The following is a 26,036-nucleotide window of genomic DNA, read 5'->3' as shown; positions in this document are numbered from 1 at the left end:
TCATCTGCAGCGTGTTCGAAACGCTACAAATCTCGGGCACACTGTGGATGTGGGATCAGCGATGACGCTCCGCACGCAGCTCGTAGTCGTGCAAATGGTGATCGTGTTCGCCCTCGTGCTGGGTACCGGTGTCGTCGCCGTCTGGTTTCAAGAGCAGCAATTGCGCGAATCCTACGAAGACCGCATGGTGGCGGTCGCCCAGTCGGTCGCGACCCTCCCTGCAATCATCGATGCCTATGACAGTCCCGACCCTTCGAGCCTGATTCAGCCGATCGCCGAGGTCGTGCGCGACGCTTCCGACGTGACGTACGTCGTGGTCACCGACCTCGATGGAATCCGGTTCTCGCACCCGAACCCCGAACTCATCGGAAAGCGCGTCTCCACCGATCCGAGCGCTGCGATCCTCGGTGAGATCTTCGTCGGCACGCAGACTGGGACGCTCGGAGAATCATGGCGGGTGAAGGTGCCCGTCTTCGACGATTCCGGCGCGCTCATCGGCCAGGTCTCGGTCGGGATCCTGGAGACCGAACTCTACGAAGACTTCACATCGAGTGCCGCAGGAATGCTTCTGGCGCTCGCGATCGCGGCGGTCGTCGGTGTTGTCGCAGCAGCCTGGGCAGCCCGGGCGATTCGACGCAGAATTTACGGACTCGAACCCGAGGAGATCCGCACGCTGCTCGAAACCCGTGACGCGATGCTGCACCAGATCGGTGAGGGGCTCGTGGCCGTTGACGGTGACGGAAAGCTCTCGATTCTCAATGACGCCGCTGCGGGATTGCTCGGCATCGACGATCCGGAGGCGGTGATCGGGCGATCGATCACGGAGGTGTTCGATGAGCAGCTCGTGGCTTTGTTCGACAGCTCCGATCGAAGTCAGCAGCTCGTGCTCGCGGGGGAGCGGGTACTGCTTGCGAAGATCGACCGGGTCGCCATCGACGATCGTGCACTCGGAAGCGTCGTGATCCTTCGTGACCGGACCGAACTCGATGCGGTGCTTCGTGACCTCGAAGGCGCGCAGAGCATCGCGCAGGGGCTTCGAGCGCAACAGCACGAGTTCGCGAACACCCTCCACACCGTCAGCGGCATGCTCGAACTCGGCCAACCCGAATCAGCGGTCAAATTCATCGAACGCGTTACCGACGGCGGGCCGATCTCGGGGTTGGAGGCAGACCCTGGAATCGATGACATCGAAGTGTCCGCACTGCTCCTGGCAAAGCGCGCCCGCGCGCGTGAACTCGGCATCACCATCGAGGTCGCAGAGGGTTCGGTGCTCTCGGGTTCGGCTGCCGCCGCGGCTCTGCGAGACGAGCTCATCACCGTCATCGGCAATCTGCTCGACAACGCGATCGAAGCCTGTGGCACGGGCGGGAGCATCGAGTTGACCGTGGAAGAGCACAGCGACGGCTCCGTCTTCGTGCAGGTTGACGACGACGGGCCGGGCGTTGATCCCGAGCTCCGTGAGCGGATCTTCGCCCTCGGCGTGAGTTCGAAGGCATCGGGAGCAGATTCGCAGCGCGGCTATGGGCTCACGATCGTCGACCGAGTGGCCAAACGCCTCGGCACGCGGATCGAGGTCGAGCGATCGACGCTCGGGGGAGCGCAATTCCGACTCCTGTTCCCCGGGCAATCAGACCCGGCGCAGGTTCCTGATGCATCGAGGGCAGGCGGCTCGGGAGCAGACGGCGCGAACCAGCAGAGCAGAGGGGTGCAGTCGTGAGCCAGTATCGAGTCGTGATCGTCGACGACGACTTCGCGGTCGCCAGGATCAACGCACAGTTCGTTGAAGCGCACGGAGCGTTCACGGTGCTCGCAGAAGCCCACGATGCAACGAGCGCGCTGGAAACCATCACGCGGCTCCAGCCGGACCTGGTCCTCCTCGACGTCTACCTCCCGGACTACAGCGGCATCACTTTGCTCCAGCAGATTCGCGCTTCCGGAGCTCGCGCCGAAGTCATCGCCGTGACGGCCGCCCGCGACCTCGACACGGTGCACAGGGCTCGTCTGCTCGGCGTTCGTCACTACCTGGTGAAGCCGTTCAAGCGTGCCGACCTCAGTGAGCGTCTCGACGAATTCGTGCAATCGCGCGCGCTCGGTCCGCGTTCGCCGGAATCCGGCCTCGATCAGGGCTCCGTTGATGCGGTGCTCGGTTCGCCCTCTTCGACTCCTCGTCGCAGGCCCGTTCCCAAAGGGCTTGCGACCGTGACGCTCGATCGGGTCGCGAGTGCCCTTGCGTCCCAGGACGAGCCCGTTTCCGCAGCGCTGCTCGCAGAAACGCTCGGGATGTCGCGGGTGAGTGCTCGCCGCTATCTCGAGTTTCTCGTGCAGGACGGTCGCGCCGAGGTCGCTCCGAAGTACGGGGTGGCGGGGAGGCCAGAAAACCTGTACTCGGCAAGGCAGTAGCGCCTCACCATGGTTGCCGGGAATTGAAATCCGGGGAGGGAATCAGCGTCCTAATGGACCGCGGTTCCGAACAGCGCACCGATCAGGTAGCCGGCAGCGAGGGCGATACTGCCACCGATGAGGATGCGCAGGACTGCCACTCGCTTGCGTGAGCGACCGAACTTCGCTGCCGCGAGACCTGTGAGTCCGAGCGCGAGCAGGACCGCGAGCACGATCGACCAAGGTAAGAATGCGGTCGGAAGGAACACCGCCGCGAGCAGCGGAATCAACGCGCCACCGGTGAACGCACCCGCGCTCGCTGCTGCCGCAACCCACGGATTGACCAGGTCTTCCTGATCAAGTCGGAACTCGATGTCGAGGTGCGCGCGAAGGGCGTCGTGTTCCGTGAGTTCAGAGGCGACGAGGTGCGCGGTCGCAGGCGAGAGCCCACGTTCTTCGTACATGTGCGCGAGTTGTTCGACCTGTCCTTCGGGGTCGGAGAGCAAATCGTGCTGTTCTTTCTCGATCATGGCGCGTTCACTATCGCGCTGCGAGGAGACGGAAACGTACTCTCCGACACCCATCGAGAACGCCCCGGCGACAAGGCCGGCGATCCCGGCCGTGAACACGGCAGCGGGCGAGGTCGATGCTGCAGCGACTCCGACCATGAGCGCGGCTGTCGAGACGATGCCGTCATTGGCGCCGAGCACACCGGCTCGAAGCGCATTGAGGCGCGAGTTTCCGGGGTCGACGGGGTCCGGGAGCGAGGGGTATCGCTCGCGGGCTCGCGGAAATTCGCTGTGTTGCATAGTTCAAGGGTCCGCCGCTCGGCAGCCGCCTGCAAGCGGGGAGGCCCGTCCATCTTTTGTGACGAAGACCGAAGCCGAAAACTTCGCTGCACCGAAATCTTTCCGCGAGCGATTCGCACGTTGTCGGCGGCGCCGATTCGGCGAAAGAAAGCGGGTTCTTCTTCAGGGGATCGCCAGGGGCATCACGCCGGGCGCAGTAGGATTGCAGTCGGCGTAAGCCAAAGAACACTCATCATCACTGCTGATTGGATACATCGCGTGGATCTCTACGAGTACCAGGCCAGGGACCTTTTCGAGTCCCATGGCGTGCCTGTTCTCGCCGGTATCACTGCCGACACCCCCGAAGAAGCTGAGGCTGCGGCCCGCAAGCTCGGTGGAGGCGTCGTCGTGGTTAAGGCACAGGTTAAGACCGGAGGCCGCGGCAAAGCCGGCGGCGTCAAGGTTGCAAAGACACCAGAAGAAGCGAAGGCTGCCGCAGAGCAGATTCTCGGCCTCGACATCAAGGGCCATGTCGTCAAGCGCGTCATGGTCGCTGAGGGCGCACGAATCGCACAGGAGTTCTACTTCTCCGTGCTGCTCGACCGCGCAAACCGCTCGTACCTCTCCCTCGCAAGCTACGAAGGTGGCATGGAGATCGAGCAGCTCGCTGAGGAGCGCCCAGAGGCACTCGCTCGCATCGATGTGAACCCTGCAGAGGGCATCGACGCCGCAAAGGCCGAAGAGATCGTCCGCGCTGCGAAGTTCCCAGAAGAACTCGTCTCGAAGGTTGCTCCGGTCATCGAGAAGCTCTACGCCGTCTACGCGGCAGAAGACGCGACGCTCGTTGAGGTCAACCCGCTCGTGCTGACCGAGGAAGGCAACATCGTTGCCCTCGACGGCAAGATCACGCTCGACGAGAACGCAGCGTTCCGTCAGCCGCACCACGCCGACCTCGAAGACAAGGGCGCGGCGAACCCGCTCGAAGCGAAGGCAAAAGAGAAGGACCTCAACTACGTCAAGCTCGACGGCGAAGTTGGCATCATCGGTAACGGTGCAGGCCTTGTCATGTCGACGCTCGACGTCGTCGCATACGCCGGCGAGAACTTCGGCGGCGTGAAGCCGGCGAACTTCCTCGACATCGGTGGCGGAGCTTCGGCTGAAGTCATGGCCGCTGGCCTCGACGTCATTCTCGGCGACACCGACGTCAAGAGCGTTTTCGTCAACGTCTTCGGTGGCATCACCGCGTGTGACGCAGTCGCAAACGGCATCGTGCAGGCACTCGAGATCCTCGGTGACGCTGCAACGAAGCCACTCGTTGTTCGCCTTGACGGCAACAACGTTGAAGAAGGCCGACAGATCCTTGCTGACGCTGCGCACCCGCTCGTCACGGTCGTCGACACCATGGACGAAGCTGCCGCAAAGGCCGCTGAGTTGGCATCGAAGTAAGGGGCTCACGACATGGCGATTTATCTGACGAAAGAATCAAAGGTCATCGTTCAGGGCATCACCGGTGGCGAAGGATCGAAGCACACCGCTCGCATGCTCGCTGCTGGCACCAACGTTGTTGGTGGCGTGAACGCTCGGAAGGCTGGCACGACGGTCACGCACGGTGACGTCACGCTGCCCGTGTTCGGCACGGTTGCCGAGGCAATGCAGGAGACCGGCGCTGACGTGTCGATCCTCTTCGTGCCACCGGCCTTCGCGAAGGACGCAGTCATCGAAGCGATCGACGCTGAGATCGGCCTTGCCGTTGTCATCACCGAGGGCATCCCGGTGCAGGACGCTGCTGAATTCTGGGCACACGCGCAGAAGAGCGGCAAGACCCGCATCATCGGACCGAACTGCCCGGGCATCATCACGCCGGGCGAAGCTCTTGTCGGGATCACCCCGGCGAACATCACGGGCTCCGGCCCGATCGGTCTGGTTTCGAAGTCTGGAACCCTGACCTACCAAATGATGTTCGAGCTCCGCGACATCGGATTCTCGACCGCAATCGGAATTGGTGGAGACCCGATCATCGGCACCACCCACATCGACGCGCTCGAAGCATTCGAAGCCGACCCGAACACCAAGGCGATCGTCATGATCGGTGAAATCGGTGGAGACGCTGAAGAGCGTGCCGCTGACTTCATCAAGGCGCACGTCACCAAGCCGGTTGTCGGCTACGTTGCAGGCTTCACCGCTCCAGAAGGCAAGACCATGGGTCACGCCGGAGCGATCGTCTCCGGCTCCTCAGGAACCGCGCAGGCGAAGAAGGAAGCACTCGAGGCTGCAGGCGTCAAGGTCGGCAAGACGCCGAGCGAGACCGCTGCACTCATGCGTGAAGTGATGGACTCGCTCTAAGCGGTCTACCACGACATTCGTTCCAGAACGCGGGGCGGGCCAACTGGCCCGGCCCGCGTTCTGTTTGTGTGCCCGAGCACGTTGCGACCCTCGATGGCGGCTCAGTCACTTTGCATCGACTGTGGGTTTTGGCGCATCGCGGCGAGTGGCGGGGAGCACCTCGCGCGGCAAAGTATGGTTGCGGAGTGCGTCGCGTCTCAACCATCTCTGTGCAAGCAGTCGATGTGTTGGTCATCGTCATCCTCGGGCTGGCGATCCCCTTTGTTCCGCTCGCACTGATCTGGGCGATCGACCAAGGATTCAGTAGCTCGTTCGCGCTCATGTGGCGCGTCGCCGCAGACGCTTGGCTGCTCGGCCACGGAGTCGATATCGGCGTCACGCTCCCTGCAAACGTCGTCATCGGCGCTGGGCTGGAAGGGGCGCAGGCGCCGTTCGTGCTCGGGCTCGGAGTCTTCGGGAGCGCACTGCTCAGTTTCGTGCTCGCGGTCCGATCGGGTATTCGGCTTCGCGCATCTTCGTATCGCGTCCTCGGGCTCCTGGTCACCGCGGTGACTGCCGCGCTCGCCGGGTTCATCGTGGCGCTGAGCGCACGGCACGACGTTGCCACCCCCGATCTTCTGCAGTCCGCGCTGCTTCCAGCGCTCATCATCACGCTCGGCGTCGGCGCGGGCTTGCTCTGGCGTCGCGAAGCCTTCGATCACGCTCGAGCCGCGACGCTGCTCGGAATTCCCACGGGAGCGATGCGCATGCTCCTGCTCGCCGGAAAAGCAGGGCTCGCCGCAGCGGTCGCCGTCTTCGGTGCAGCAAGCCTCGTCTTCACCGTGGTGTTCGCCGTGCACTTCCTCGATGTGCTCTCGCTCTTCCAAGGCTTCCAGCCAACGCACCTTGGCGCGCTCGCGCTGCTCCTGCTCCACCTCGCGCTGCTTCCGACCGCGATCGTGTGGACCGCGAGCTGGATCGTCGGCCCCGGCTTTGCGGTTGGAACGGGATCGAGTGTGACCCTCACGGGTGTGCAGCTCGGCCCGGTCCCGAGCATCCCGATGGTCGGAGTGCTCGACGGCGAAATCCCAGGCATGGCAATCGCGCTCGTCGTCGTTCCGGTGGTGTTGGCGGCGTGCATCGGATGGTTCCTCAGTACTCGTGACTTGCGCTTGCAAGAGCGCTGGTATTCGCTCATCGCAATCGCCTTCGGTGGGGCGATCGTGGCCGGAGCGATCTTTGCTGCGCTCGGCGCGTTTGCTTCTGGAGGCGCGGGTCCCGGCCGCCTGCAAGAGACCGGTGTCGATGCGCTCATGTTCGGTCTCATCGGTGCCGCCGAAGTTGCCGGTGGTCTGTTGATCGGACTGTTCGTCGGCCAGTTGCGTGAGGGCGCCGGTCTGCTCGGCGGCGGGTTCACACTCTTCGCAGGTTCGGCAAACACCGAGGACGGCCCGCTTGTCGTTGGCGGTGGCGACTCTCGCAACGAACCTGCGCTCGATGCTGATTCGGAACCAGGCGAGTCCGTGCCGGGGGACTCGGAGACCGAGCCCGGTGCGTCGAACGGTCCACTCGAGCCTGCACACGAGGCCGTGACCACCAAGGCAGACCGAAAGCGACAGCGCCGTGAGCGCCGTCAAGACACCGCCGCGCTCTGGGGCCGTTCGAGCGATCCCGACGACGAGTTCTATGCGCCCGATCCCGCCCGAAAGCGGCTCTACGATGCCGAGATCGTCGAACGATTCGAGCACAAAGAGTCCGCAGATCAGAGCTCAGCAAACGAGCACGAGACGATTGATCTTTCGACCAGCGGCCTCGCGAATCAGGCGCAGAACGAGCCCGGATCGGACGAGCTGCGGGCCGATGAAGACGATTCTTCGAACCACTCGCGGTGACCGTAGAATAGGGGAGTGCTGCGCCTCGTTGTCCTCGTTTCAGGGGCGGGTTCTAACCTCCTCGATCTGCTTGAACGCATCGAGAACGGCTCGGTCAATGCCGAAGTGGTCGCGGTCGGGGCAGACAACGATTGCCCAGCGCTCCAGCACGCGCACGGGCGTTCCATCCCGACCTTCGTCGAACGGTTCTCGCAACCACGCGAACAGTGGAGCGAAGCCCTTGGCGATCACATCGCATCGTTCACGCCAGATCTGGTCGTGCTCTCAGGGTTCATGAGGCTCTTGAGCGCCTCGACCGTCGAGCGCTTCTCTCCGAACATCATCAACACGCACCCCGCGTACCTCCCGGAATTTCCGGGCGCGCACGGAGTCCGAGACGCACTCGCCGCCGGCGTCGCGCAGACTGGAGCGAGCGTCATCGTGGTCGACGCCGGAGTCGACAGCGGCCCGATCCTGGCGCAGGAGCGAGTGGCAGTGTTGCCGGATGACACCGAAGCGTCACTGCACGATCGCATCAAACCCGTTGAGCGCGAGCTCCTGGCACGGGTCATCACAGAATTTGCAACATCATCGACGAACCAAGGAGCAGTATGAGCGGCGCAAGCCACGAGAAGTCCCTGTATCGCGAGCGTGACTTGGTGAGCGTGCGTCGCGCGCTGCTCTCGGTCAGCGACAAGACAGGACTGCTCGACCTCGCCGCCGCGCTGAGTGCCGCTGGCGTCGAAATCGTCTCGACCGGATCGACCGCGCAGTCGATTCGCGACGCAGGTTTCGCGGTCACGGAGGTCAAGGACGTCACCGGGTTCGCCGAGGCACTCGACGGTCGCGTGAAGACCCTGCACCCGAGCATCCACGCAGGAATTCTGGCCGACCTTCGGCTCGAAGACCACGAGGCACAGCTGGCAGATCTCGGAATCGCGCCCTTCGAACTCGTCGTGGTCAATCTCTACCCCTTCGTCGAGACGGTTGCCTCGGGGGCACCGGCAGATCAGGTCGTCGAACAGATCGATATCGGTGGCCCCGCAATGGTTCGCGCGGCCGCGAAGAACCACGCGAACGTTGCGATCGTGACCTCGCCCGCGGCATACCCGGGGATCATTGCCGCCCTCGAGCGTGGCACCACCTTCATCGAACGGCGCGCCTTGGCCGCCGACGCCTTTGCGCACACCGCCGCCTACGACACCGCGGTTTCCGAGTGGTTCATCGGCGAAGCCGCAGCGCGCGAGCGCCGTGCGCTCGTCGAGACCGCGACAGCCGAGCACGGAGCGGTCGGCGGGCTCTTGACCTCAATCGGTGAGGCAACACTCGCGAACACGCTCCGCTACGGCGAGAACTCGCACCAGGCGGGCAGCCTCTATCGCTTGCCGGATGGCCGCGGTATTGCGCAGGCCGAGCTGTTGCACGGCAAGGAGATGTCGTACAACAACTACGTCGACGCCGACGCGGCACTTCGCACAGCCTTCGACTTCACCGAGCCGGCAGTGGCGATCATCAAGCACCAGCAGCCCTGCGGTGTCGCGGTCGCTGCGCGTGGCGCGAGCGATCCGATCGCGAGCGCGCACCTTCGTGCCCACGAGTGCGACCCGGTGAGTGCATTCGGCGGCGTGATTGCAGCAAACCGGACCGTCACCGCCGAGATGGCATCGACGGTCGCGGGAATCTTCACCGAGGTCGTCGTCGCTCCCGACTTCGAGCCCGAGGCAATCGAGATCCTCACGAAGAAGAAGAGCATCCGCCTGTTGCGCATCCCCGCTGAGTACCAGCGCGAATCCCACGAGGTCCGTCAGGTCTCCGGTGGTGTGCTCGTGCAGGAGAGCGACTCCTTCGAGGGCTTCTCCAGCCACACCTGGCGTCGGGTCGCCGGCCGTCATGTCTCTGACGCAACGCTCGCAGACCTCGAGTTCGCCTGGAAGGCGTGCCGTTCGGTGAAGTCGAACGCGATCCTGCTGGCAAAAGACGGAGCCTCGGTCGGTGTCGGTATGGGGCAGGTCAACCGGGTTGACTCCTGCACTCTCGCGGTGGCCCGCGCGGGCGAGCGCGTGACCGGCAGTGTCGCAGCCTCCGACGCGTTCTTCCCCTTTGCAGACGGCCCCCAGATCCTGATCGACGCGGGAGTCACCGCGATCGTGCAGCCTGGTGGCTCGGTGAGAGACGAAGAAGTGATTGCGGCAGCGGAAGCGGCAGGGATCACGATGTACTTCACGGGAGAACGACACTTCTTCCACTGATTGTTCGGGTTTTGCTTGCCCCTCCAGCGTGGTCCTCGATAGGTTGGAGGGCTGGCCAAGCGTGAGGAGGACGCAATGAACACATCATCTCTTGACGCATTGCGCGGTGTTGCCGCCGTGACTTCGCGACCGCGCGCGTAGCGAGTCTCCGCACCGAACGATTCAACCTGCTGGTCTGCGCATTGGCGCCCACTCGGCAGTGAATTGCTCAGTTCTCGCCTGTCATGGCGAGCCTTTTGTTGGGGCATTGGCCTGCCCCAGTCTGTAAGAAACGGCTGTTGATCAGCCAACAATAAGGACTGTTATGTCTTCCGAAGTGTCACGTCCGAGCGTCGTGAAATCCATTCGTCGGCTTCTGCCTGCAATTCGTCCGGCGATCCCGCGACTCATTGCCGGAATGGCGGTCGCACTTGTCGGCAGCGTGTTGGCGCTGCTGATCCCGATCGTGCTCCGGAGCCTCATTGACGGCCCGCTCTCGAGCGGCGACGCCAGCATGGTGTGGCCCGCGGGACTCGCGGTGCTCGGCCTCGGCGCGCTCGAAGCGCTCTGCATCTTCCTGCGCCGTGCCTTCGTCCTGCGACCTTCCACGAACATGGAGGCCTCGCTCCGAAACGGCATGTACGACAAGCTGCAGGACCTGCCGGTTGCGTTCCACGACCGCTGGCAATCGGGGCAGCTGCTTTCGCGTGCCATTCAAGACCTCGGTCTGATCCGTCGCTTCTTCGCGTTCGGACTCGTCCTGCTGGTCGTGAACGTCCTCACCTTCGTGATCGGCATCGGCATCCTGCTCTGGTGGCACCCGATTCTCGGCTCGCTCTTCCTCGTGCTCTCGTTACCGATCCTGTTCTTCTCGTACCGATTCGAGCGGAAGTACACGACCCTGTCGAGACTTTCGCAGGACCAGCAGGGTGACCTGGCGACGAGCGTGGAGCAGTCCGTTCACGGCATCCGCGTGTTGAAGGCCTTTGGTCGTGGCGCGCAGGCACTCGACGACTTCACCAAGCAGGCTGACTCACTGCGGAACGTCGAAATCCGGAAGGCCAAGCTCGACGGCACGATCTGGATGTGGCTCATCCTCGTGCCGAACGTCACCTACGCGATCTGCCTGTTTGCGGGCGTTTGGCTTGCGAGTGTCGGTCAGCTCACGGTCGGTGAGCTCTTCGCCTTCTTCGCAACTGCGGTCGTGTTGCGCTGGCCGATCGAATCGCTCGGCTTCCTGTACGCCTTCGGGATCGACGCCTCGAACGCCTCGGCCCGGTATTTCGAGGTCATGGACTCCGTCAACACGATCACCGACCCTGCTGAGCCGAAGACGATCGCGGCGCCGAAGGGCCGTCTCGAATTCGAGAACGTGCACTTCCGATACCAGGATGCCGGGCCGAATGAGCGCGACCTCGTCGATGGTGCTTCGCTCGTCATCGAGCCGGGCGAGACGATGGCGCTCATTGGCATCACGGGGAGCGGAAAGACCACGCTCACGGCTCTGCCGACGCGGCTCTATGACGTCACCGAAGGTCGTGTGCTGCTCGACGGCGTCGACATCCGCGACCTCACGCTCGACGAACTGCGGACCCACATCTCCATGGCCTTCGAAGATGCGACCCTCTTTTCTTCGAGCGTGCGCGACAACGTGCTGCTCGGCGACCCCGAGGCAGGGGAACCAGCACTCGACAAGGCGCTCTCGATCGCGCAGGCGAACTTCGTCCGCGACCTGCCAGAAGGTCTCAACACCACGATCGGCGAAGAGGGTCTCGCGCTCTCGGGCGGTCAGCGGCAACGGCTCGCACTCGCTCGCGCGGTCGCGGCCGGCCCGTCGGTGCTCGTGCTGGATGACCCGCTCTCGGCGCTCGATGTCGACACGGAACGTCAGGTCGAGGCGGCGCTCCGCGAAGTGCTGCAGTCGACGACGGCCCTCATCGTTGCGCACCGCCCCTCGACGGTGCAGCTGGCAGACCGGGTTGCGCTCATGGAAGACGGCCGCATTACGGACGTCGGCACGCACAGCGAACTGCTCGCGCGCAACACCCACTATCGATATGTCATCTCGAGTCTTGAAGAAGACGAACGAAACCGAGAGGTAAACCTGTGAGCGTCCACGGAGTCCAAGGAGAGGACCGCGGCGACTACACGAAGGCCGAGTCGAAGCAGATCAGAAAGCGTTCCGGCGTCCTCCTGATCTCGCTCGTCAAGCCGCTCATGCCGCGAATGCTGCTGAGCGCGGTCGTTGTGATCATCTCTGCTGCGGCCGGAGTCGCCGGCCCCGCGATCATCGCCTACGGCGTCGACGAGGCGCTGCCAGCGCTTCGCGACAACCAGGATTGGACCCCGATCCTGGGAGCGAGCGGTCTCTCGATCGTGCTTGCGATCGTGAGTGCCGTGTTGACGCTCGCGTACACGATTCTCAACGCGAGAATCAGCCAGGCCGTGTTGTTCGACCTGCGCCGTCGACTCTTCGACCACACGCAGCGACTCAGCCTCGAGTTCCACGAGACGTACACCTCCGGCCGAATCATTGCCCGGCAAACGAGCGACCTCGAAGCGATTCGAGAGCTGCTCGACTCGGGGTTGAACGAGCTCGTTCGAGGCATTCTGATCATGACGTTCACGGGGGCTGCGCTCGTGTGGCTCGATCCGGTCTCGGGCCTCGTGCTGCTTGCCGCACTCGTGCCGCTCTACATTCTGACCAGATGGTTCCAGCTGCGCTCGACCGTTCTGTTCCGCGAGACTCGCACGACGAGCGCCGCAGTGATCGTGAAGTTCGTCGAGACGATGACGGGCATCCGTGCCGTGAAGGCGTTCCGCACGCAGCGCCGCAACAGCGCAGCGTTCGGCGAGGTCGTTGAGAACTACCGTTCGGCGCAGCAGCGCACGATCAACATCTTCGGCATCTATGACCCAGGACTCGTGCTCATCGGCAACATCGTGGTCGCGGCGGTCGTCGTCGTCGGCGGGTTCCGCGTGATCTCGGGCGACATGCAGATCGGTGTGCTGCTGGCGAGTGCCGTCTACGCCCGCCAGTTCTTCCAGCCGGCCGAAGGCCTTGCGATGTTCTACAACAGCTACCAGTCGGCATCGGCTGCGCTCGAGAAGATCTCGGGAGTCCTCGAAGAAGTTCCGAGCGTGCCCGAGCCGAAGCACCCGAAGAAGCTCGACCGTCCGCGTGGGTCGTTGCGCTTCGATGCAGTGCACTTCGCATACGGCGAGGGCAAGGTCATTCTGCCCGAGTTCAACCTGAACATTCCGGCTGCGCAGACCATTGCGCTGGTCGGCACGACGGGTGCGGGCAAGTCGACACTCGCGAAGTTGATCTCCAGGTTCTACGACCCGAGCGCTGGTTCCGTGAGCCTCGATGGTGTCGATCTCCGTGAGATCAGCAACGATGACCTGCGCCGCGCCGTGGTCATGGTGACGCAGGAGTCGTACCTCTTCAGTGGAACGGTCGCGGACAACATCGCAATCGGAAAGCCTGATGCGACGTTCGAGGAGATCGAGCGCGCGGCGAAGGCGGTCGGTGCGCACGAGTTCATCACCGCGCTGCCCGACGGGTACGACACTGACGTCAACAAGCGCGGCGGGCGTGTGAGCGCTGGACAGCGACAGCTGCTTTCCTTCGCTCGTGCCTTCCTGGCGAACCCCGCGGTGCTGATCCTGGACGAGGCGACCGCCTCACTCGATATCCCGTCCGAGCGGCTCGTGCAGAAGGGCCTCACGACGCTCCTGGCAGACCGGACCGCGATCATCATCGCGCACCGACTCTCGACGGTTTCGATCGCAGACCGGGTGCTCGTGATGGAGCACGGTCAGATCATCGAGGACGGAACGCCGACACAGCTGATCGAACTCGGCGGTAAATTCTCGTCACTGCACAAGGCGTGGCGCGACTCGCTCGTCTAGCGACGAGGTCATTGCCGAGACGGCGAACAAAAGAGCCGGGACTCATCGTCTGATGAATCCCGGCTCTTTGCGTTGTCGGTCAGTCGTGGCTTGAAGTCGTCGATGGGATGTCGCGGAGGGTCGCCCCCGGATTCGCGCCGCGGGGCTCGCGCTCGTGCATTCGAACTGCTTGGTTCGCGAGATTCAGTCGAGCGGCGGCGCATACCGTGCCGACGGGAGAAGCCGATACACGCCATCGATGCCCGGCGTCGTCATCGGGGTGTTCTCTGCCTCGTAATACTCGAGCGCTCGGGCTTCGAGTCCTCTCGGAGGGTGGCCGCCGGAGCGGACGACACGCCACCAGGGGAGTGCGTGCCCTTCGAGCGCCATCACGCGACCAACAGAGCGAGCGCCGCGACTTCCGAGCACGGCAGCGATATCGCCGTACGTCATGTAATGCCCGGGCGGGATCGAACGGACGACCGCATGGACGCCGGTGCCGAAGTCGCCGCTGGTGCTCGGCTCGCTGTCAGCGCTCAGTTGAGCGACTTCTTGCCGATAATCTCGCCGTACTCGGTCTCACCGATGATGTCGAAACCGACGCGAGCGAAGAACGCCTCCGGGCCGAGCTCGCCTGGCTCCCAGATCGCGGTCACGGCGTCGAAGCCGCGGGCCTTCGCCTCTTTTGCAATCTCTTCAACCAGGAATCGGCCGACACCCTTGCCCTGAACGTCGCCGCTCACGTTCATGCGCAAGATGCAGGAACGGAACTCTTCCTTCTCGTTGTCTTCATCGAAGTTGCCCATGATGAAGCCGACTACGGTGTCTTCGAGGAGCACGACGCGAGGCCATGCGGTCTCTTGTTTGACGTACGCCTCGGCGATCGAGTTGGCGACAGGCGCAACGAACTGTTCCTGACCGGGCTTCAACGTGAGGCTATTCGCCGACACGATTGTCTTCGCCGTCAGTTCCTCAAGTCTCAGCTTTTCCATACTTTCAAGGTATCAGCAGGGCTCATGCGAGGGAATAACGCTTGAGGATGATGTCTGCTGGGTGGAGATGTGCCATGAGCGATCGCGCGAAGCAGTGCGATCACACGCGAGCCCGCTCGGCCCAGGATTGTCTCCCAGGGCAGTCACGGTAGACTCGGGTTTTGGCTGGGCACCGCCCATCCCGGCGCTAGCGCCATGCGCAAGCAGAAACCAATGCAGCTTTGGAGCATCGTGGAAAAAATCAAGGTAGAAGGCACCGTCGTTGAACTTGACGGCGACGAGATGACACGGATCATTTGGCAGTTCATCAAAGACCGCCTGATCCACCCCTATCTCGAGGTCGACCTTGAGTACTACGACCTCGGCATCGAAAGCCGTGACGCAACCGACGATCAGATCACGATCGACGCAGCACACGCGATCCAGAAGCACGGCGTCGGCGTTAAGTGCGCAACCATCACCCCAGACGAGGCTCGCGTTGAAGAGTTCGGTCTGAAGAAGATGTGGCGCAGCCCGAACGGCACGATCCGCAACATTCTCGGTGGCGTGATCTTCCGCGAGCCGATCATCATCTCGAACATCCCTCGCCTCGTCCCGGGCTGGAACAAGCCGATCATCATCGGTCGCCACGCGTTCGGCGACCAGTACCGTGCGACCGACTTCCTGTTCAAGGGCGAAGGCACGCTCACGGTGGAGTTCACCCCGAACGACGGTGGCGAAGCGCAGAAGTTCGAAGTATTCCAGTCGCCAGGCGACGGCATCGCGCAGGTGCAGTACAACCTCGACGCTTCGATCCGCGACTTCGCACGTGCAAGCCTCAACTACGGTCTCGCACGCAATTACCCCGTCTACCTCTCGACGAAGAACACGATCCTGAAGGCGTACGACGGCCGCTTCATGGACATCTTCCAGGAGATCTTCGACACCGAATTCAAGGAGCAGTTCGACGCTGCCGGCCTCACCTACGAACACCGCCTGATCGACGACATGGTCGCGTCGGCGATGAAGTGGGAGGGCGGATACGTCTGGGCGTGCAAGAACTACGACGGTGACGTTCAGTCCGACACGGTCGCACAGGGCTTCGGTTCACTCGGCCTCATGACGAGCGTTCTGGCGACGCCAGACGGCAAGGTCGTCGAGGCAGAGGCTGCACACGGCACGGTGACTCGTCACTACCGCCAGCACCAGCAGGGCAAGCCGACTTCGACGAACCCGATCGCGTCGATCTACGCATGGACGCGTGGTCTCGCGCACCGTGGAAAGCTCGACGACAACCAGGCGCTGATCGATTTCAGCCTTGCCCTCGAAGACGTCGTCGTGAAGACCGTCGAGTCCGGCGCAATGACGAAGGACCTCGCGATCCTCGTCGGCAGGGACCAGGCTTGGCAGACGACCGAGGAATTCCTCGAGTCGATCGACAAGAACCTCCAGGCTCGCCTGAACGCCTGAGCGTTCACGCAGCCGACACGCAGATGCGTGTGAACGCAACGGAGCGGCACTGTTCGGGTGCCGCTCCGTTGCTGTTTCCTCTGGCAGCACGCTGAAAATGTTGTCAGCCTTTTCCCACCCCTCAGTCTGGAGCGCGCTCATGGTCGAACATCTCTTCCTTGCGTCGGGTGTTCCGCTCTACGACGTCATGGGTGTTGTCAATCTCGTTGCCCTGGTGATCGGGGGCTCGCTCATCATCGCCGCCTACATCACGCTCGCCCGGGCGGAATGGCTGACTCTGAAGCAAGCCGCATTGTGGGCGACGCTCGTGCTCTTCACTCCACCGGTCGGGGCGATCATCTGGCTGGCGTGCCGTCGAAAGCTCGAGGCGCGAGCAACGCTCGAGACGGACTCCGAGAGCGCTGCTGAGTCGCACGAGGCGGCGTCTCGGTAGGCGCGATAGCGCATCTGTATACCGGCGTACCTGCGTCGGATGCACCTGCGTCAGCCGTGAATCCTTCGACTGCCATGTCGTTTTTTCGCGAGCGTGCTCGGCGGGTTTGCGTCAGGATTGAGACATGCTCCTCGATCACGAACAGTACGCGGCGATCGTCCGTGGCCGTGATCCTCGCTATGACGGCCGGTTCTTCACTGCGGTCACCACCACCAAGATCTATTGCAGGCCGAGCTGTCCCGCGCGCACTCCGGATTCGTCGAACATGCAGTTCTATCTGACGGCGGCCGCAGCGCAGTCCGCGGGATTCCGCGCCTGCAAACGCTGTCGGCCAGACGCGACCCCTGGTTCGTCGGAATGGAGCACACGCTCCGACCTCGTTGCTCGCGCCATGCGCTCGATCCGGGACGGTGTGGTGGATCGCGACGGTGTTCCAGGGCTCGCCCGATCACTCGGCTATAGCGTTCGTCAGCTCGAACGCATTCTGCAGACAGAGCTCGGTGCCGGACCCCTCGGGATCGCACGAGCCGCCCGCGCTCAGTCAGCGCGCACCCTGCTCGAATCGAGCGACCTCAGCGCCTCGGCAGTTGCCTTCGCCGCCGGATTCACCTCGGTTCGTACGTTCAACGAAACCATCCGCAGCACCTATGACCTGACACCGAGTGAACTTCGCGAACGCTCGCGTGCGAGAAGCACCGCGCGACATCACGCCAGCGACGATCGCGCGAATGCAGCGGGAGCCTCTGCCGCCGGGGTGGTCCACTTGCGACTTCCGTTCCGGGCGCCATTGGAGCCATCGAATCTGTACGGACACCTCATCGCGACGATGGTTCCGGGAGTGGAGGAGTGGCGCGACAATACCTACCGCGCGGCCGTGCGACTTCCGCACGCTCCCGGCATTCTCGAACTCGGACTCCCCGTTGGTGCCCACGTGCCGCTCGCGCTCCGACTTGACGACGTTCGCGACGTCCAGGCGGCAGTGAGTCGTGCTCGGCATCTGCTGGACCTCGACGCCGACCCGGAACTGATCGACGCGAGCCTCGCGGAAGAGCCCACTCTGGCCCCTCTTGTCGCCTCGTCGCCGGGTCGACGAGTGCCGCACATCCTGGATCCCGAGAGCTTCGCGATCCGCGCCGTGCTCGGACAGCAGGTGTCGACGAAGGCTGCGCAGACGCACGCGGGGCGCCTGGTTCAAACCTTTGGCACGCCCGTCGAGGACCCGCACGGCGGCTTGACGCACCTCTTTCCTTCGGCAGCCACGCTGCTCGAGCGCGAGGATGCCGTGATGGAGCACCTCGCGATGCCGCAACGGCGAAAGTCGACTCTGCTCGGCCTCGTTCGTGCGCTTGCAGAGGGGCGTGTTCGCTTGCACCCCGGCGCGGATTGGGCCGAGGCTCGCTCAGAGTTGCATGCACTGCCCGGAATCGGGCCCTGGACGGTCGAGACGATTCTGATGCGTGCGCTCGGCGACCCGAACGCCTTCGTTGCAAACGATCTCGGCGTGATTCTCGCTGCGCGATCGCTCGGGCTCCCGGACACTGCGGCGGGGATCGAACGGTTCTCCACCGCATGGTCACCGTGGAGATCGTACGCAGTCCAGCACCTCTGGGCGACGGGAACGCACGCGAGCAATACGATTCCCGACGAACGAAAGGTCGAGCAAGCATGAGACACACGCTGATTAATTCGCCCATCGGGCCATTGACGATCGTCGCCAACGAAGCTGAACAGCTCACGGCGCTCTATATGGGCGAGGATCATCGTCATCGTCCGTCGATCGAGACGCTGGGCGAATACATCGAGCCAGAACAAGCCGATGGCGTGCTGGTGCTCGCTCGTCAAGAACTCACGGAATATTTCGCTGGAGAGCGGCACTCGTTCTCCGTGCCGTTCTCCTGTGCTGGCACAGAGTTTCAGCAGCGCGTCTGGGCGGCGCTCACCGAGATCCCGTACGGCGAAACCCGAACCTACGGCGAGCTTGCGGCGATGATCGGCAACCCCGCTGCCGTTCGAGCGGTCGGACTTGCCAACGGAAAGAACCCCCTGAGCATCGTGGTGCCGTGCCACCGGGTGATCGGTGCGAACAAGGCGCTCACCGGGTACGGCGGGGGAATCGAACGCAAGCGCATACTGCTCGAACTCGAAGGTGCGATCGAATCAGAGGCAACGCTCTTCGTGTGAGTCTTGCGTCGCGTTTGGCGTTTCGTTCGGGGTCGCCTCCGGCGTCGTCACACCTTCGCGGTGTGATCAGTGGCCGGTGTAGCGACCCGGTTTGTGGTTCATCGCGAGAACGAGGTTCAAGACCATCGCGCCGATCGCCGAGAGCGCCACATTCCAGACCGGGACGACCGCGAAAGCGCTCAGCACGATGAGGACGTCGAAGACCATCTGCACGTAGCCGGCCCGCCAGCCGAGGCGTTCCTGCAGGATGAGCGCCACGATGGTGACGCCGCCGAGACTTGTGTTGTGCCGGAACAGCACGAGCAATCCCATCCCGATGAGCAGATTGCCGAACAGAGTCGCGAAGACCGGATCGATCGTGATCACGGGCGTCAGGTACGGGTGCGCGAGCGAGAACGCAGAGAGCATTGCGATCGCGAGCATGGTGCGCAGGGTGAATCCCCAGCCCTTCCGAGCGATGGCCAAGAACAGGAACGGAACATTGACGATCAAGAGCAGCGCCCAGAACGGCACCGGCAGGGCGTAGCTGAGCAGCAGTGCGAGACCGGCGACCCCACCAGTGACCGCGCCGACCGACTTCAAAATGAAGAGCCCGAAGGAGATCACCAGGATCCCGACGAACAACCCCGCAGCGTTCTCAACGAAGGTGTGGCGGGCGAAGTCTTTGCTCGGTACGGAGTCCTTCGCGGGCTCCAAGGAAGCCTCGATGCTCTCTTCGGCGGGGTCGTTCGGGGGATTCATGTACTCACTCGTGGTCGATCGTTGCGCGCAACTGCACTGGATCAGCCAAAAATGGACAGAATGCCTGCGCGTTCAAACTAGGCTTTACTCTATGTCGAAAGTGCTCTCATCGCTGCCTGTTGGTGAACGTGTAGGTATCGCATTCTCCGGTGGACTTGATACGTCCGTCGCAGTTGCATGGATGCGCCATCACGGCGCCGTCCCCTGCACCTATACGGCTGACATCGGTCAGTACGACGAGCCGGAGATCGACAAGGTTCCTGGTCGCGCGAGCGAATACGGCGCCGAAATCGCGCGCCTGGTCGACTGCAAGTCGATGCTCGTCGAAGAGGGCCTCGTCGCCCTCCAGTGCGGTGCCTTCCACATCCGCAGCGCGGGCAAGGTCTACTTCAACACCACACCGCTCGGCCGTGCCGTCACCGGCACCATGCTCGTGCGCGCCATGAAGGAAGACGGCGTCGACATCTGGGGCGACGGCTCGACCTACAAGGGCAACGACATCGAGCGGTTCTACCGCTACGGCCTGCTCTCGAATCCACGCCTGCGCATTTACAAGCCATGGCTCGACTCGACGTTCGTCGAAGAGCTCGGTGGTCGCACCGAGATGTCCGAGTGGCTCGTCGAACACGGTTTCGGCTACCGCGACTCTGCAGAAAAGGCGTACAGCACCGACGCCAACATCTGGGGTGCGACGCACGAGGCCAAGAAGCTCGAATACCTCGACACCGGCATCGAGATCGTCGAGCCCATCATGGGTGTTGCCTCCTGGCGCGACGATGTCGAGATCAAGACGGAAGACGTCACGATCGGCTTCAAAGAGGGCCGTCCCGTTTCGATCAACGGCGTCGACTATGCAGATGCGGTCGAGCTCGTGCTCGAAGCAAACGCAATCGGCGGCCGCCACGGTCTCGGGATGTCCGACCAGATCGAAAACCGCATCATCGAGGCGAAGAGCCGCGGCATCTACGAGGCACCGGGAATGGCGCTGCTGCACATCGCGTACGAGCGACTGATCAACGCGATCCACAACGAAGACACGGTCGCGAGCTATCACAATGAGGGTCGCCGCCTCGGCCGCCTCATGTACGAAGGTCGCTGGCTCGACCCGCAGGCGCTGATGTTGCGCGAATCGATCGTTCGCTGGGTTGCCTCGGCGATCACGGGTGAAGTGACGGTGCGTTTGCGTCGCGGAGACGACTACACGATCTTGAACACCGAAGGCCCAGCGCTCAGCTACGGCCCGGAGAAGTTGTCGATGGAGCGCGTTGGCAGCTCCGCGTTCGGTCCTGACGACCGGATCGGGCAGCTCACGATGCGCAACCTCGACATCGCCGACTCGCGTGCCCGTCTCGAGCAGTACGCGGCGCAGGGGCTCGTCACCGGCGAGACCGCGAAGCTCGTCGGCGACCTCGAGCCCGGCGGTGCGGACGCGATCGTCGCGCTCGCAGAAGCCGATATCGACCAGGAAGCGAACGACTCGATCAACCGAGCAGCCTTCGACGCCGGTACCGACTAAGGACCTCATGACCACCGAAGCAGCACAGCCCTGGGTTGTGCTGCTTCGTGGCGTTATGCCCACCGGGCGAAACCGGGTCCCGATGGCCAAGCTGCGGTCTGTATTGCAAAGTGAGCTCCGGGTTTAGCCGAGCGGCAGGATCTGCGCATTCGGGCATGTGCGTGCCCGTCAACCACAGGCAGGGCTCTCCAACGACAGGCACGGCTTTTCAACGAGAGGCACCGCTTCCAACAACAGGCACGGCTCTCCAGCGACAGGCAGAGCGTTCACCGTCATGCAGAGCGTTCCGGCGACATGCTGACTTCTCGGCAACACGCAATGGCCCCCGCCAGCGGACTGGCGGGGGCCATTGTTGCCGTCACCGCAGGTGACGCTGAAGGGAACTACTGCGTGCGTCGTCGGCTCGTGATCGCGCCTGCGAGCAGGAGCATCAGCGCGAACACCACGAGAGTGATGCCGATACCGCTCCCGGTTACAGGAAGCCCCGCAGCGCCTGGTGCTGGGGTCGCGCTGGCCGGTGCAGATGCGGCAGGATCCGACGATCCTGGATCGCTTGCTCCTGGTGCTGATTCCCCAGGGGTCGTTGCTCCAGGGGAGGTTTCTCCCGGAGGAGTTTGCCCTGGAGGGGTCTGACCCGGAGGAGTTTCAACCGGGACGGAAGGCGTCGGAACAACTTCGGAGAACTGCAGACCGAAGATGACCGCATCGTGGTCGCTCGCGCGATATGCGTCGGGTGCCCAGAGTGCCTGCTGTGCTGGCTGCTTGAAGCGCAGGGTGTAGTCGATCAGGCTGACCTCATCGGCGTTCGTGTGCCAAGCCGCAGCATCCGTCACGAACGGAGCAAGCGCGTCGTTCGTCAGGGCGTAGTCGAGGTACCCGAGCATGCCATCGAACTCGTAGGTGTAGGCCTCTTCACCGACGAACTCGTTGAGCAGGTCGACGAAGCCGGCGTCCTTGAGTGCGACGATCGGCGTTTCCTTGTCGTAGGAGTTCAGATCGCCAAGGATCACGGTGTACTCGGAGCCCTGGCCGGTCGGGTCGGTTGCGAGGTAGTCGCCGAGCGCCTGCGCGGCGAGCGTGCGGGTGAGGTTGCAGCTTCCTGCATCTGGATCGTCGTCACCAGCTCCGCACGATGATCCCTTCGACTTCAGGTGGTTGACCGCGACGGTCACGAGTTCGCCGCTCGCTGTGTGCACGAAGGTCTGCGTGAGTGCGGGGCGGTTCCGTGAGGTGTCGAAGCGAGGGTCGATGCTCTCGTCGAGCGCGGTGAACGCTCCCTGTGGCGCGACCGTGCTCGGCTTGAAGATGAGCGCCGTGGTGATCGCATCGGTACCGAGGTTGCCGGTTTGGACTCCCGCGTATCGCTCTTCGCCAGCAGCCTCGTTCAACGCTGCAACCAGAGTGTTGAGCGCCAGGTCATCGTTGTTCTCGATTTCCATGAGACCGACGATGTCTGCATCGAGTTCGAGCAGTGCAGCCACGATCTTCGCTTCTTGACGCTCGAACTCGGCGACGCTCGTCGCGCCGCGCCCCTCGCCACCAATCGTGGTGAAGTAGTTCAAGACGTTGAACGCTGCGATCTGCAGTTCGCCGCCAACCTCTGGGGCTTCGGGACGATCATTGACCGCGGTGAAGTCGGCGGGCTGTGACGGCTGGACTCCCCAGACGTCGAAACGGAATCCGAGGACACCTGTGACGTTGGCGACGAGGTCGCCGCTTCGGAAGGAGTTCTCTAGGGTGAATTCTTCGCCATTCGGGTGGATGGCTGGGTCCGGGTTTTGGGTGCCGCGGTTGTCATCGAGCGTGATCCGGTTGGCATTGTTTTCGGCCATCAACGCTGCAGCTTCTGGCGATCCTGCGGGGAACATCGCAGTGGGCTGGAACTGGCGTTCCGTGCCGAGAGCGATCGTGCCGTACCGGCCGTACTCGTACGTTTCGAGCACGGTGAGTTCCTGCGGCAGGGTGATGAGCATGTTCTCGTACGGCTCGTGATCCCCGATCGGGAGCGTGAGTTCCACAGGAGCTGGCAGCGCGACGTTGGTGTCGCATTCGACGCCGTCACTGAGCTTGATCTGCGTCATGCCGAACGCCTCTTCGACAGGGCCTGCAACGCGAACTGCGGTGCCAACCGCCGGGACGAACTGGTTGCTCTGGACGAAGATTCCGTCACTGGTCAGCGGATTGTCGTCGCTTACGCCCTGAATCGAGAAACCATTGCTCGGGTTCGCTCCGCCGGTCGTGCCCGCGAAGACAGCAGTGACGACTCCCTCGACCTCGGTCGACTGGCCGACGATCGGTGATGCGCTCGACTCGCCCTGCACTTCGCCAATGAGCGGCGCCTCGGCACCGCAGACCAGGTTTGCAGGGGGAAGCGATGGCTCGAGGGTCTCGCCTGGTTGCGCGATGCGGTTCGGTTGACCGGGGGTGTTGAGCGCCTGACCAGGCGTGAGGTCTCCGACGATCCCGGGAAGGCCAACGAGGTTGAAGTGATTGATCACCCAGTCGTCGGCGGTGTTGGTGTCGACGCCGTCCTGCACTCGACTTGCCCCGCCGACTGCACCATTAGAACCCTGGAAGCCCGAAGGCAGGATGGTTTCACTGAAGGCACGATCGCCTGCATCGCTGTCGAGCAGTGCGACCGAATCGACCACGGTGAAGCCGAGATCGCTGTCGATGAGACCGTCGTTATTGCCATCGACTGGCGTATCCAAGGCGACGCTTCCCTCGATCAGGGCGATCGTTGATGAGCCGTTTTGCAGCCCGTTCATGGGATACGAGTGAACGAAGAAGCCGTTCTCGTCGGTGGCGACCTCGGTCAGGGCAACCGAGCTGATGACCTGGCCGGTGCGGGTATTGGTGTCGCCCTCGACCTGGATGAGGGAGAAGCCGTCAAGAGAGAAGTCGGGAGTCTCCGTGTAGACCTCGATGTACTCATTGATGTCGTCGCCGACGTGGTTGATGACGAATTCATTGATGACCGGATACGCCGCGGCGCTCGCGGGGGAAATCGGTGTGCTGAGAGTCACCACCAAGCCTGCGGCAAGCGCGGTCGCCCCGATTCCGAGGGTGATTGGGCGGCGTTTTCGCGCAGAGCTGTGCGAAGTTTGTGACATGGATGAACTCCTGAGACGTCGTTGTTTCTTCAACCCTATGGATTGACGTTCACCGTCCAGTATCCCCAATATGAACACTTTGGAACATCTTGAAGAACCCCTGTTTGTGGGGTATAGGAGTGTCTCTGACTGTGCGGTTACCGGCGCTTCTTTTTGCGCGATTTCGCCGAAGATCGGTTCGGGCCGGGCTTCGCTCCCGGATTCGTACTGGGGTTCGTGCTCGGCCGGCTCTGACGATTCGAGCGCTGCCCGGAAGCCTTCGCAGCCGCAGTCTCGGCAGCCTTGTCGTCGCGATACCGCAGCATCCCGAGCCAGACCGAGACGCCGAGGAAGAGCGCCGCGGTCGTGCCGAGTTGCAGCGCGAGCAGCGCGCCGGTTGCTGCTCCCATGACCACGAATTCGGCAGTCGAACGTGCCCAGATCGGGGCACCCGTCCAGAGCCGCTTCGGCGCACGGAACGTCGTCCAGATCAGACCTGCGATGACCGCCGCGGCGACGCCGAACAGGATTTCAAATGAGGGTGGAGCGAAGACACCAGCGGCCCATGCGATCGCAACGAGCGCGCCGAGTTCCATCGCGAACATGAGCAGCTTGATTCCGCGAAACGGATAGGTCGCGCCCGGGGTGTGTCCGCCGGTGGCGCCGCTGCTGCGACGGTTCGCCGGGTCTGCTGGTGAGTTCGTGGAGGCCATGGTGTCTATCGGAAGATGATCGTGCGAGCGCCGTCGCGCAGGACTCGGTGTTCGCTGAACCATTGCACGGCTTTCGAAAGTGTGCGGCTTTCTTCGTCCTGGCCGATCGCAACGAGTTGCGCGGGCGAGTGCGAGTGGTCGACCCGGACCACGTTCTGCTCGATGATCGGGCCCTCGTCGAGATCTTCAGTGACGAAGTGCGCGGTTGCGCCGATCAGTTTCACGCCGCGGGCATGCGCCTGACGGTACGGGTTCGCGCCCTTGAACCCGGGCAGGAACGAGTGGTGAATGTTGATCGCGCGGCCTGCGAGTCGTTCGCAGAGCTCTGGCGACAGAATCTGCATGTAGCGAGCCAAGACGACGAGCTCGATGTTGTGCTCCTCGACGACCTGCATCACGCGGTCCTCGAAGGCGGCTTTTGATGCAGCATCGGTGACCGCGGCGTGCTCGAAGGGAACACCGTAGAAGTCAGCGAGACCGCGAAGGTCCGGGTGGTTCGACAATACGAGGGGAACGTCGATGCAGAGCTGACCAGCACGCTGGCGGAAGAGCATGTCGTTGACGCAGTGCGCGGCCTTTGACGCCAGGACGAGGGTGCGCAGTGGTCGGCCGACGTCTTCGAGCTGCCATTCGAGGTCGTACCGTTCGATGACGGGAGCGAGCTTCGAAGCGAACTCGTCCTTCGATGCGCTCGCCTCGACCTGGAGTCGCATGAAGAAGCGATCGGTGTCGGTGCTCGAGAACTGCTGTGACTCGGTGATGTTGCCGCCGCACTCGACGATCGCGCCGGAGATCGCATGCACGATGCCGGGCTGGTCGGCGCACACAAAAGAGAGGATCCAGTGGTTCGAGGTCACCCGCCTAGCGTAGTGGGAGCCTCGAACTTCCCGTGTGCGCAGCGGCTTGCACAACGAGTGTCAGTCGCTCAGGAAACAACAGGCCGTGCCTCGAGACTCGCCCACTCCTCGTCGGTGAAGATCCGGGAGCGGACGAGAAAGCGTTTGCCCTCCGGAGCTTCGAGCGAGAAGCCGGAGCCGCGTCCATCGACGACGTCGACCGTGAGGTGCGTGTGCTGCCAGAGTTCGAACTGAAACTTCGCCATCCAGAATTCAACTGCCGGTCGATCAGGGATCGGCAGCGTCGCGAGCAGCACATCGGCCTGCCCGGTGCGGAACATCCCGACGGGGTAGCACATCGGGGCGGAGCCGTCGCAGCATCCGCCCGACTGGTGGAACATCACTGCGCCGTTCGCGTCGATCAGGTTGCTGAGGAGTTCGACGGCGGCAGGGGTGAGGGCGACACGTGCAACGTCCTTGTCGTGGTGCCCGGACTCCTGCGTGGCGTCTGCACTCTCGGCATTCATGGGTGCCTCCTTCGTTGAGCGTTCACGCGATTTTGGGGGTCGTGCGATTCTGGCTGTCCTGCGGTGATGGTCGG

Annotated in this window: 22 protein-coding genes; 14 read left to right on the top strand and 8 right to left on the bottom strand. The window is 63.2% G+C overall.

Translation table 11 applies throughout. The features are described from left to right. Positions 1-49: 49 nt before the first annotated feature. Positions 50-1,717 (top strand): ATP-binding protein, encoded by a 1,668-nt coding sequence (locus U2H20_RS06710; protein ID WP_430591521.1) that lies wholly within the window; start codon positions 50-52, stop codon positions 1,715-1,717. Continuing rightward, a complete protein-coding gene (locus U2H20_RS06705; protein WP_430591520.1) occupies positions 1,714-2,400 on the top strand; it encodes a response regulator in 687 nt (228 codons plus the stop codon). The genes U2H20_RS06710 and U2H20_RS06705 overlap by 4 nt, the downstream gene beginning before the upstream one ends. A 50-nt stretch (positions 2,401-2,450) precedes the next feature. Here the strand turns inward: U2H20_RS06705 and U2H20_RS06700 are convergent, their stop codons facing one another. Continuing rightward, entirely contained in the window at positions 2,451-3,188 is a 738-nt protein-coding gene (locus tag U2H20_RS06700) for a VIT1/CCC1 transporter family protein (RefSeq protein ID WP_430591519.1), read from the bottom strand. A 258-nt stretch (positions 3,189-3,446) separates the two neighbouring features. On the opposite strand from U2H20_RS06700, the gene sucC reads away from it, so the two are divergent. The 7 genes from sucC (at position 3,447) to U2H20_RS06665 (ending at position 13,503) form a co-directional block, all read left to right on the top strand. Further along, complete coding sequence (sucC, locus tag U2H20_RS06695) at positions 3,447-4,613, top strand: ADP-forming succinate--CoA ligase subunit beta (protein ID WP_430591518.1); 1,167 nt, start codon at positions 3,447-3,449, stop codon at positions 4,611-4,613. Between the two features lie 12 nt (positions 4,614-4,625). Further along, positions 4,626-5,510, top strand: a complete 885-nt coding sequence (gene sucD / locus U2H20_RS06690; protein WP_430591517.1) for a succinate--CoA ligase subunit alpha — start codon at positions 4,626-4,628, stop codon at positions 5,508-5,510. A 185-nt stretch (positions 5,511-5,695) separates the two neighbouring features. After that, positions 5,696-7,381: a cell division protein PerM gene (locus tag U2H20_RS06685; RefSeq protein WP_430591516.1), complete on the top strand. Its 1,686-nt coding sequence runs from the start codon at positions 5,696-5,698 to the stop codon at positions 7,379-7,381. Positions 7,382-7,396: 15 nt separating this feature from the next. After that, positions 7,397-7,975: a phosphoribosylglycinamide formyltransferase gene (gene purN / locus U2H20_RS06680; protein WP_430591515.1), complete on the top strand. Its 579-nt coding sequence runs from the start codon at positions 7,397-7,399 to the stop codon at positions 7,973-7,975. Then, positions 7,972-9,609 carry a bifunctional phosphoribosylaminoimidazolecarboxamide formyltransferase/IMP cyclohydrolase gene (gene purH / locus U2H20_RS06675; RefSeq protein WP_430591514.1) on the top strand — a complete coding sequence of 546 codons (1,638 nt, stop codon included), beginning with the start codon at positions 7,972-7,974 and terminating at the stop codon, positions 9,607-9,609. The genes purN and purH overlap by 4 nt, the downstream gene beginning before the upstream one ends. A gap of 304 nt (positions 9,610-9,913) precedes the next feature. Beyond that, positions 9,914-11,698 carry an ABC transporter ATP-binding protein gene (locus U2H20_RS06670; protein WP_430591513.1) on the top strand — a complete coding sequence of 595 codons (1,785 nt, stop codon included), beginning with the start codon at positions 9,914-9,916 and terminating at the stop codon, positions 11,696-11,698. Further along, entirely contained in the window at positions 11,695-13,503 is a 1,809-nt protein-coding gene (locus U2H20_RS06665) for an ABC transporter ATP-binding protein (protein ID WP_430591512.1), read from the top strand. Before U2H20_RS06670 ends, U2H20_RS06665 begins: the two co-directional genes overlap by 4 nt. Positions 13,504-13,686: 183 nt before the next feature. Here U2H20_RS06665 and U2H20_RS06660 read toward each other — a convergent pair whose 3' ends face one another. Together U2H20_RS06660 and U2H20_RS06655 are read right to left on the bottom strand one after the other, a co-directional pair. Beyond that, entirely contained in the window at positions 13,687-14,022 is a 336-nt protein-coding gene (locus tag U2H20_RS06660) for an MGMT family protein (RefSeq protein WP_430593608.1), read from the bottom strand. Continuing rightward, positions 14,019-14,474, bottom strand: coding sequence for a GNAT family N-acetyltransferase (locus tag U2H20_RS06655; RefSeq protein ID WP_430591511.1), 456 nt, complete (start codon positions 14,472-14,474; stop codon positions 14,019-14,021). The genes U2H20_RS06660 and U2H20_RS06655 overlap by 4 nt, the downstream gene beginning before the upstream one ends. 231 nt (positions 14,475-14,705) lie before the next feature. Between U2H20_RS06655 and U2H20_RS06650 the strand changes: the two genes are divergently transcribed. The 4 genes from U2H20_RS06650 (at position 14,706) to U2H20_RS06635 (ending at position 18,537) form a co-directional block, all read left to right on the top strand. Further along, positions 14,706-15,923: an NADP-dependent isocitrate dehydrogenase gene (locus U2H20_RS06650; RefSeq protein ID WP_430591510.1), complete on the top strand. Its 1,218-nt coding sequence runs from the start codon at positions 14,706-14,708 to the stop codon at positions 15,921-15,923. A 139-nt stretch (positions 15,924-16,062) separates the two neighbouring features. Next, the gene (locus U2H20_RS06645; protein WP_430591509.1) at positions 16,063-16,356 is read left to right on the top strand and encodes a hypothetical protein; all 294 of its coding nucleotides are present in this window, start codon (positions 16,063-16,065) and stop codon (positions 16,354-16,356) included. Positions 16,357-16,480: 124 nt separating this feature from the next. Beyond that, positions 16,481-18,025, top strand: coding sequence for an AlkA N-terminal domain-containing protein (locus tag U2H20_RS06640; protein WP_430591508.1), 1,545 nt, complete (start codon positions 16,481-16,483; stop codon positions 18,023-18,025). Then, complete coding sequence (locus tag U2H20_RS06635; RefSeq protein WP_430591507.1) at positions 18,022-18,537, top strand: methylated-DNA--[protein]-cysteine S-methyltransferase; 516 nt, start codon at positions 18,022-18,024, stop codon at positions 18,535-18,537. Before U2H20_RS06640 ends, U2H20_RS06635 begins: the two co-directional genes overlap by 4 nt. Positions 18,538-18,603: 66 nt before the next feature. Here the strand turns inward: U2H20_RS06635 and U2H20_RS06630 are convergent, their stop codons facing one another. Continuing rightward, the gene (locus U2H20_RS06630; RefSeq protein WP_430591506.1) at positions 18,604-19,278 is read right to left on the bottom strand and encodes a YitT family protein; all 675 of its coding nucleotides are present in this window, start codon (positions 19,276-19,278) and stop codon (positions 18,604-18,606) included. A gap of 91 nt (positions 19,279-19,369) precedes the next feature. On the opposite strand from U2H20_RS06630, the gene argG reads away from it, so the two are divergent. Beyond that, entirely contained in the window at positions 19,370-20,794 is a 1,425-nt protein-coding gene (gene argG / locus U2H20_RS06625) for an argininosuccinate synthase (protein ID WP_430591505.1), read from the top strand. A gap of 383 nt (positions 20,795-21,177) precedes the next feature. On the opposite strand, the gene U2H20_RS06620 is transcribed toward argG, so the two are convergent. The 4 genes from U2H20_RS06620 to U2H20_RS06605 all read right to left on the bottom strand — a co-directional run bounded on the left by U2H20_RS06620 (position 21,178) and on the right by U2H20_RS06605 (position 25,962). After that, positions 21,178-23,907 (bottom strand): ExeM/NucH family extracellular endonuclease, encoded by a 2,730-nt coding sequence (locus tag U2H20_RS06620; protein WP_430591504.1) that lies wholly within the window; start codon positions 23,905-23,907, stop codon positions 21,178-21,180. A 137-nt stretch (positions 23,908-24,044) separates the two neighbouring features. Beyond that, a complete protein-coding gene (locus U2H20_RS06615) occupies positions 24,045-24,599 on the bottom strand; it encodes a YrdB family protein (protein ID WP_430591503.1) in 555 nt (184 codons plus the stop codon). A gap of 5 nt (positions 24,600-24,604) precedes the next feature. After that, positions 24,605-25,456, bottom strand: a complete 852-nt coding sequence (gene purU, locus U2H20_RS06610) for a formyltetrahydrofolate deformylase (RefSeq protein WP_430591502.1) — start codon at positions 25,454-25,456, stop codon at positions 24,605-24,607. A 68-nt stretch (positions 25,457-25,524) separates the two neighbouring features. Further along, the gene (locus U2H20_RS06605; RefSeq protein ID WP_430591501.1) at positions 25,525-25,962 is read right to left on the bottom strand and encodes a DUF779 domain-containing protein; all 438 of its coding nucleotides are present in this window, start codon (positions 25,960-25,962) and stop codon (positions 25,525-25,527) included. Between the last annotated feature and the right edge of the window lie 74 nt (positions 25,963-26,036).

It is taken from the genome of Humidisolicoccus flavus, from assembly GCF_045689595.1.
GTDB lineage: Bacteria > Actinomycetota > Actinomycetes > Actinomycetales > Microbacteriaceae > Humidisolicoccus > Humidisolicoccus flavus.
Note: the sequence above shows the minus strand (reverse complement) of the source record. Positions and strands in the feature narration are given on the sequence as shown.

Excerpts from the sequence above, each read along its gene's own strand:
- U2H20_RS06700 (WP_430591519.1), bottom strand. The coding sequence starts at position 3,188 with ATGCAACACAGCGAATTTCCGCGAGCCCGCGAGCGATACCCCTCGCTC.
- sucD (WP_430591517.1), top strand. The coding sequence starts at position 4,626 with ATGGCGATTTATCTGACGAAAGAATCAAAGGTCATCGTTCAGGGCATC.
- purH (WP_430591514.1), top strand. The coding sequence starts at position 7,972 with ATGAGCGGCGCAAGCCACGAGAAGTCCCTGTATCGCGAGCGTGACTTG.
- U2H20_RS06670 (WP_430591513.1), top strand. The coding sequence starts at position 9,914 with ATGTCTTCCGAAGTGTCACGTCCGAGCGTCGTGAAATCCATTCGTCGG.
- U2H20_RS06655 (WP_430591511.1), bottom strand. The coding sequence starts at position 14,474 with ATGGAAAAGCTGAGACTTGAGGAACTGACGGCGAAGACAATCGTGTCG.
- U2H20_RS06645 (WP_430591509.1), top strand. The coding sequence starts at position 16,063 with ATGGTCGAACATCTCTTCCTTGCGTCGGGTGTTCCGCTCTACGACGTC.
- U2H20_RS06640 (WP_430591508.1), top strand. The coding sequence starts at position 16,481 with ATGCTCCTCGATCACGAACAGTACGCGGCGATCGTCCGTGGCCGTGAT.
- U2H20_RS06635 (WP_430591507.1), top strand. The coding sequence starts at position 18,022 with ATGAGACACACGCTGATTAATTCGCCCATCGGGCCATTGACGATCGTC.
- U2H20_RS06630 (WP_430591506.1), bottom strand. The coding sequence starts at position 19,278 with ATGAATCCCCCGAACGACCCCGCCGAAGAGAGCATCGAGGCTTCCTTG.
- argG (WP_430591505.1), top strand. The coding sequence starts at position 19,370 with ATGTCGAAAGTGCTCTCATCGCTGCCTGTTGGTGAACGTGTAGGTATC.
- U2H20_RS06620 (WP_430591504.1), bottom strand. The coding sequence starts at position 23,907 with ATGTCACAAACTTCGCACAGCTCTGCGCGAAAACGCCGCCCAATCACC.
- U2H20_RS06615 (WP_430591503.1), bottom strand. The coding sequence starts at position 24,599 with ATGGCCTCCACGAACTCACCAGCAGACCCGGCGAACCGTCGCAGCAGC.
- U2H20_RS06605 (WP_430591501.1), bottom strand. The coding sequence starts at position 25,962 with ATGAATGCCGAGAGTGCAGACGCCACGCAGGAGTCCGGGCACCACGAC.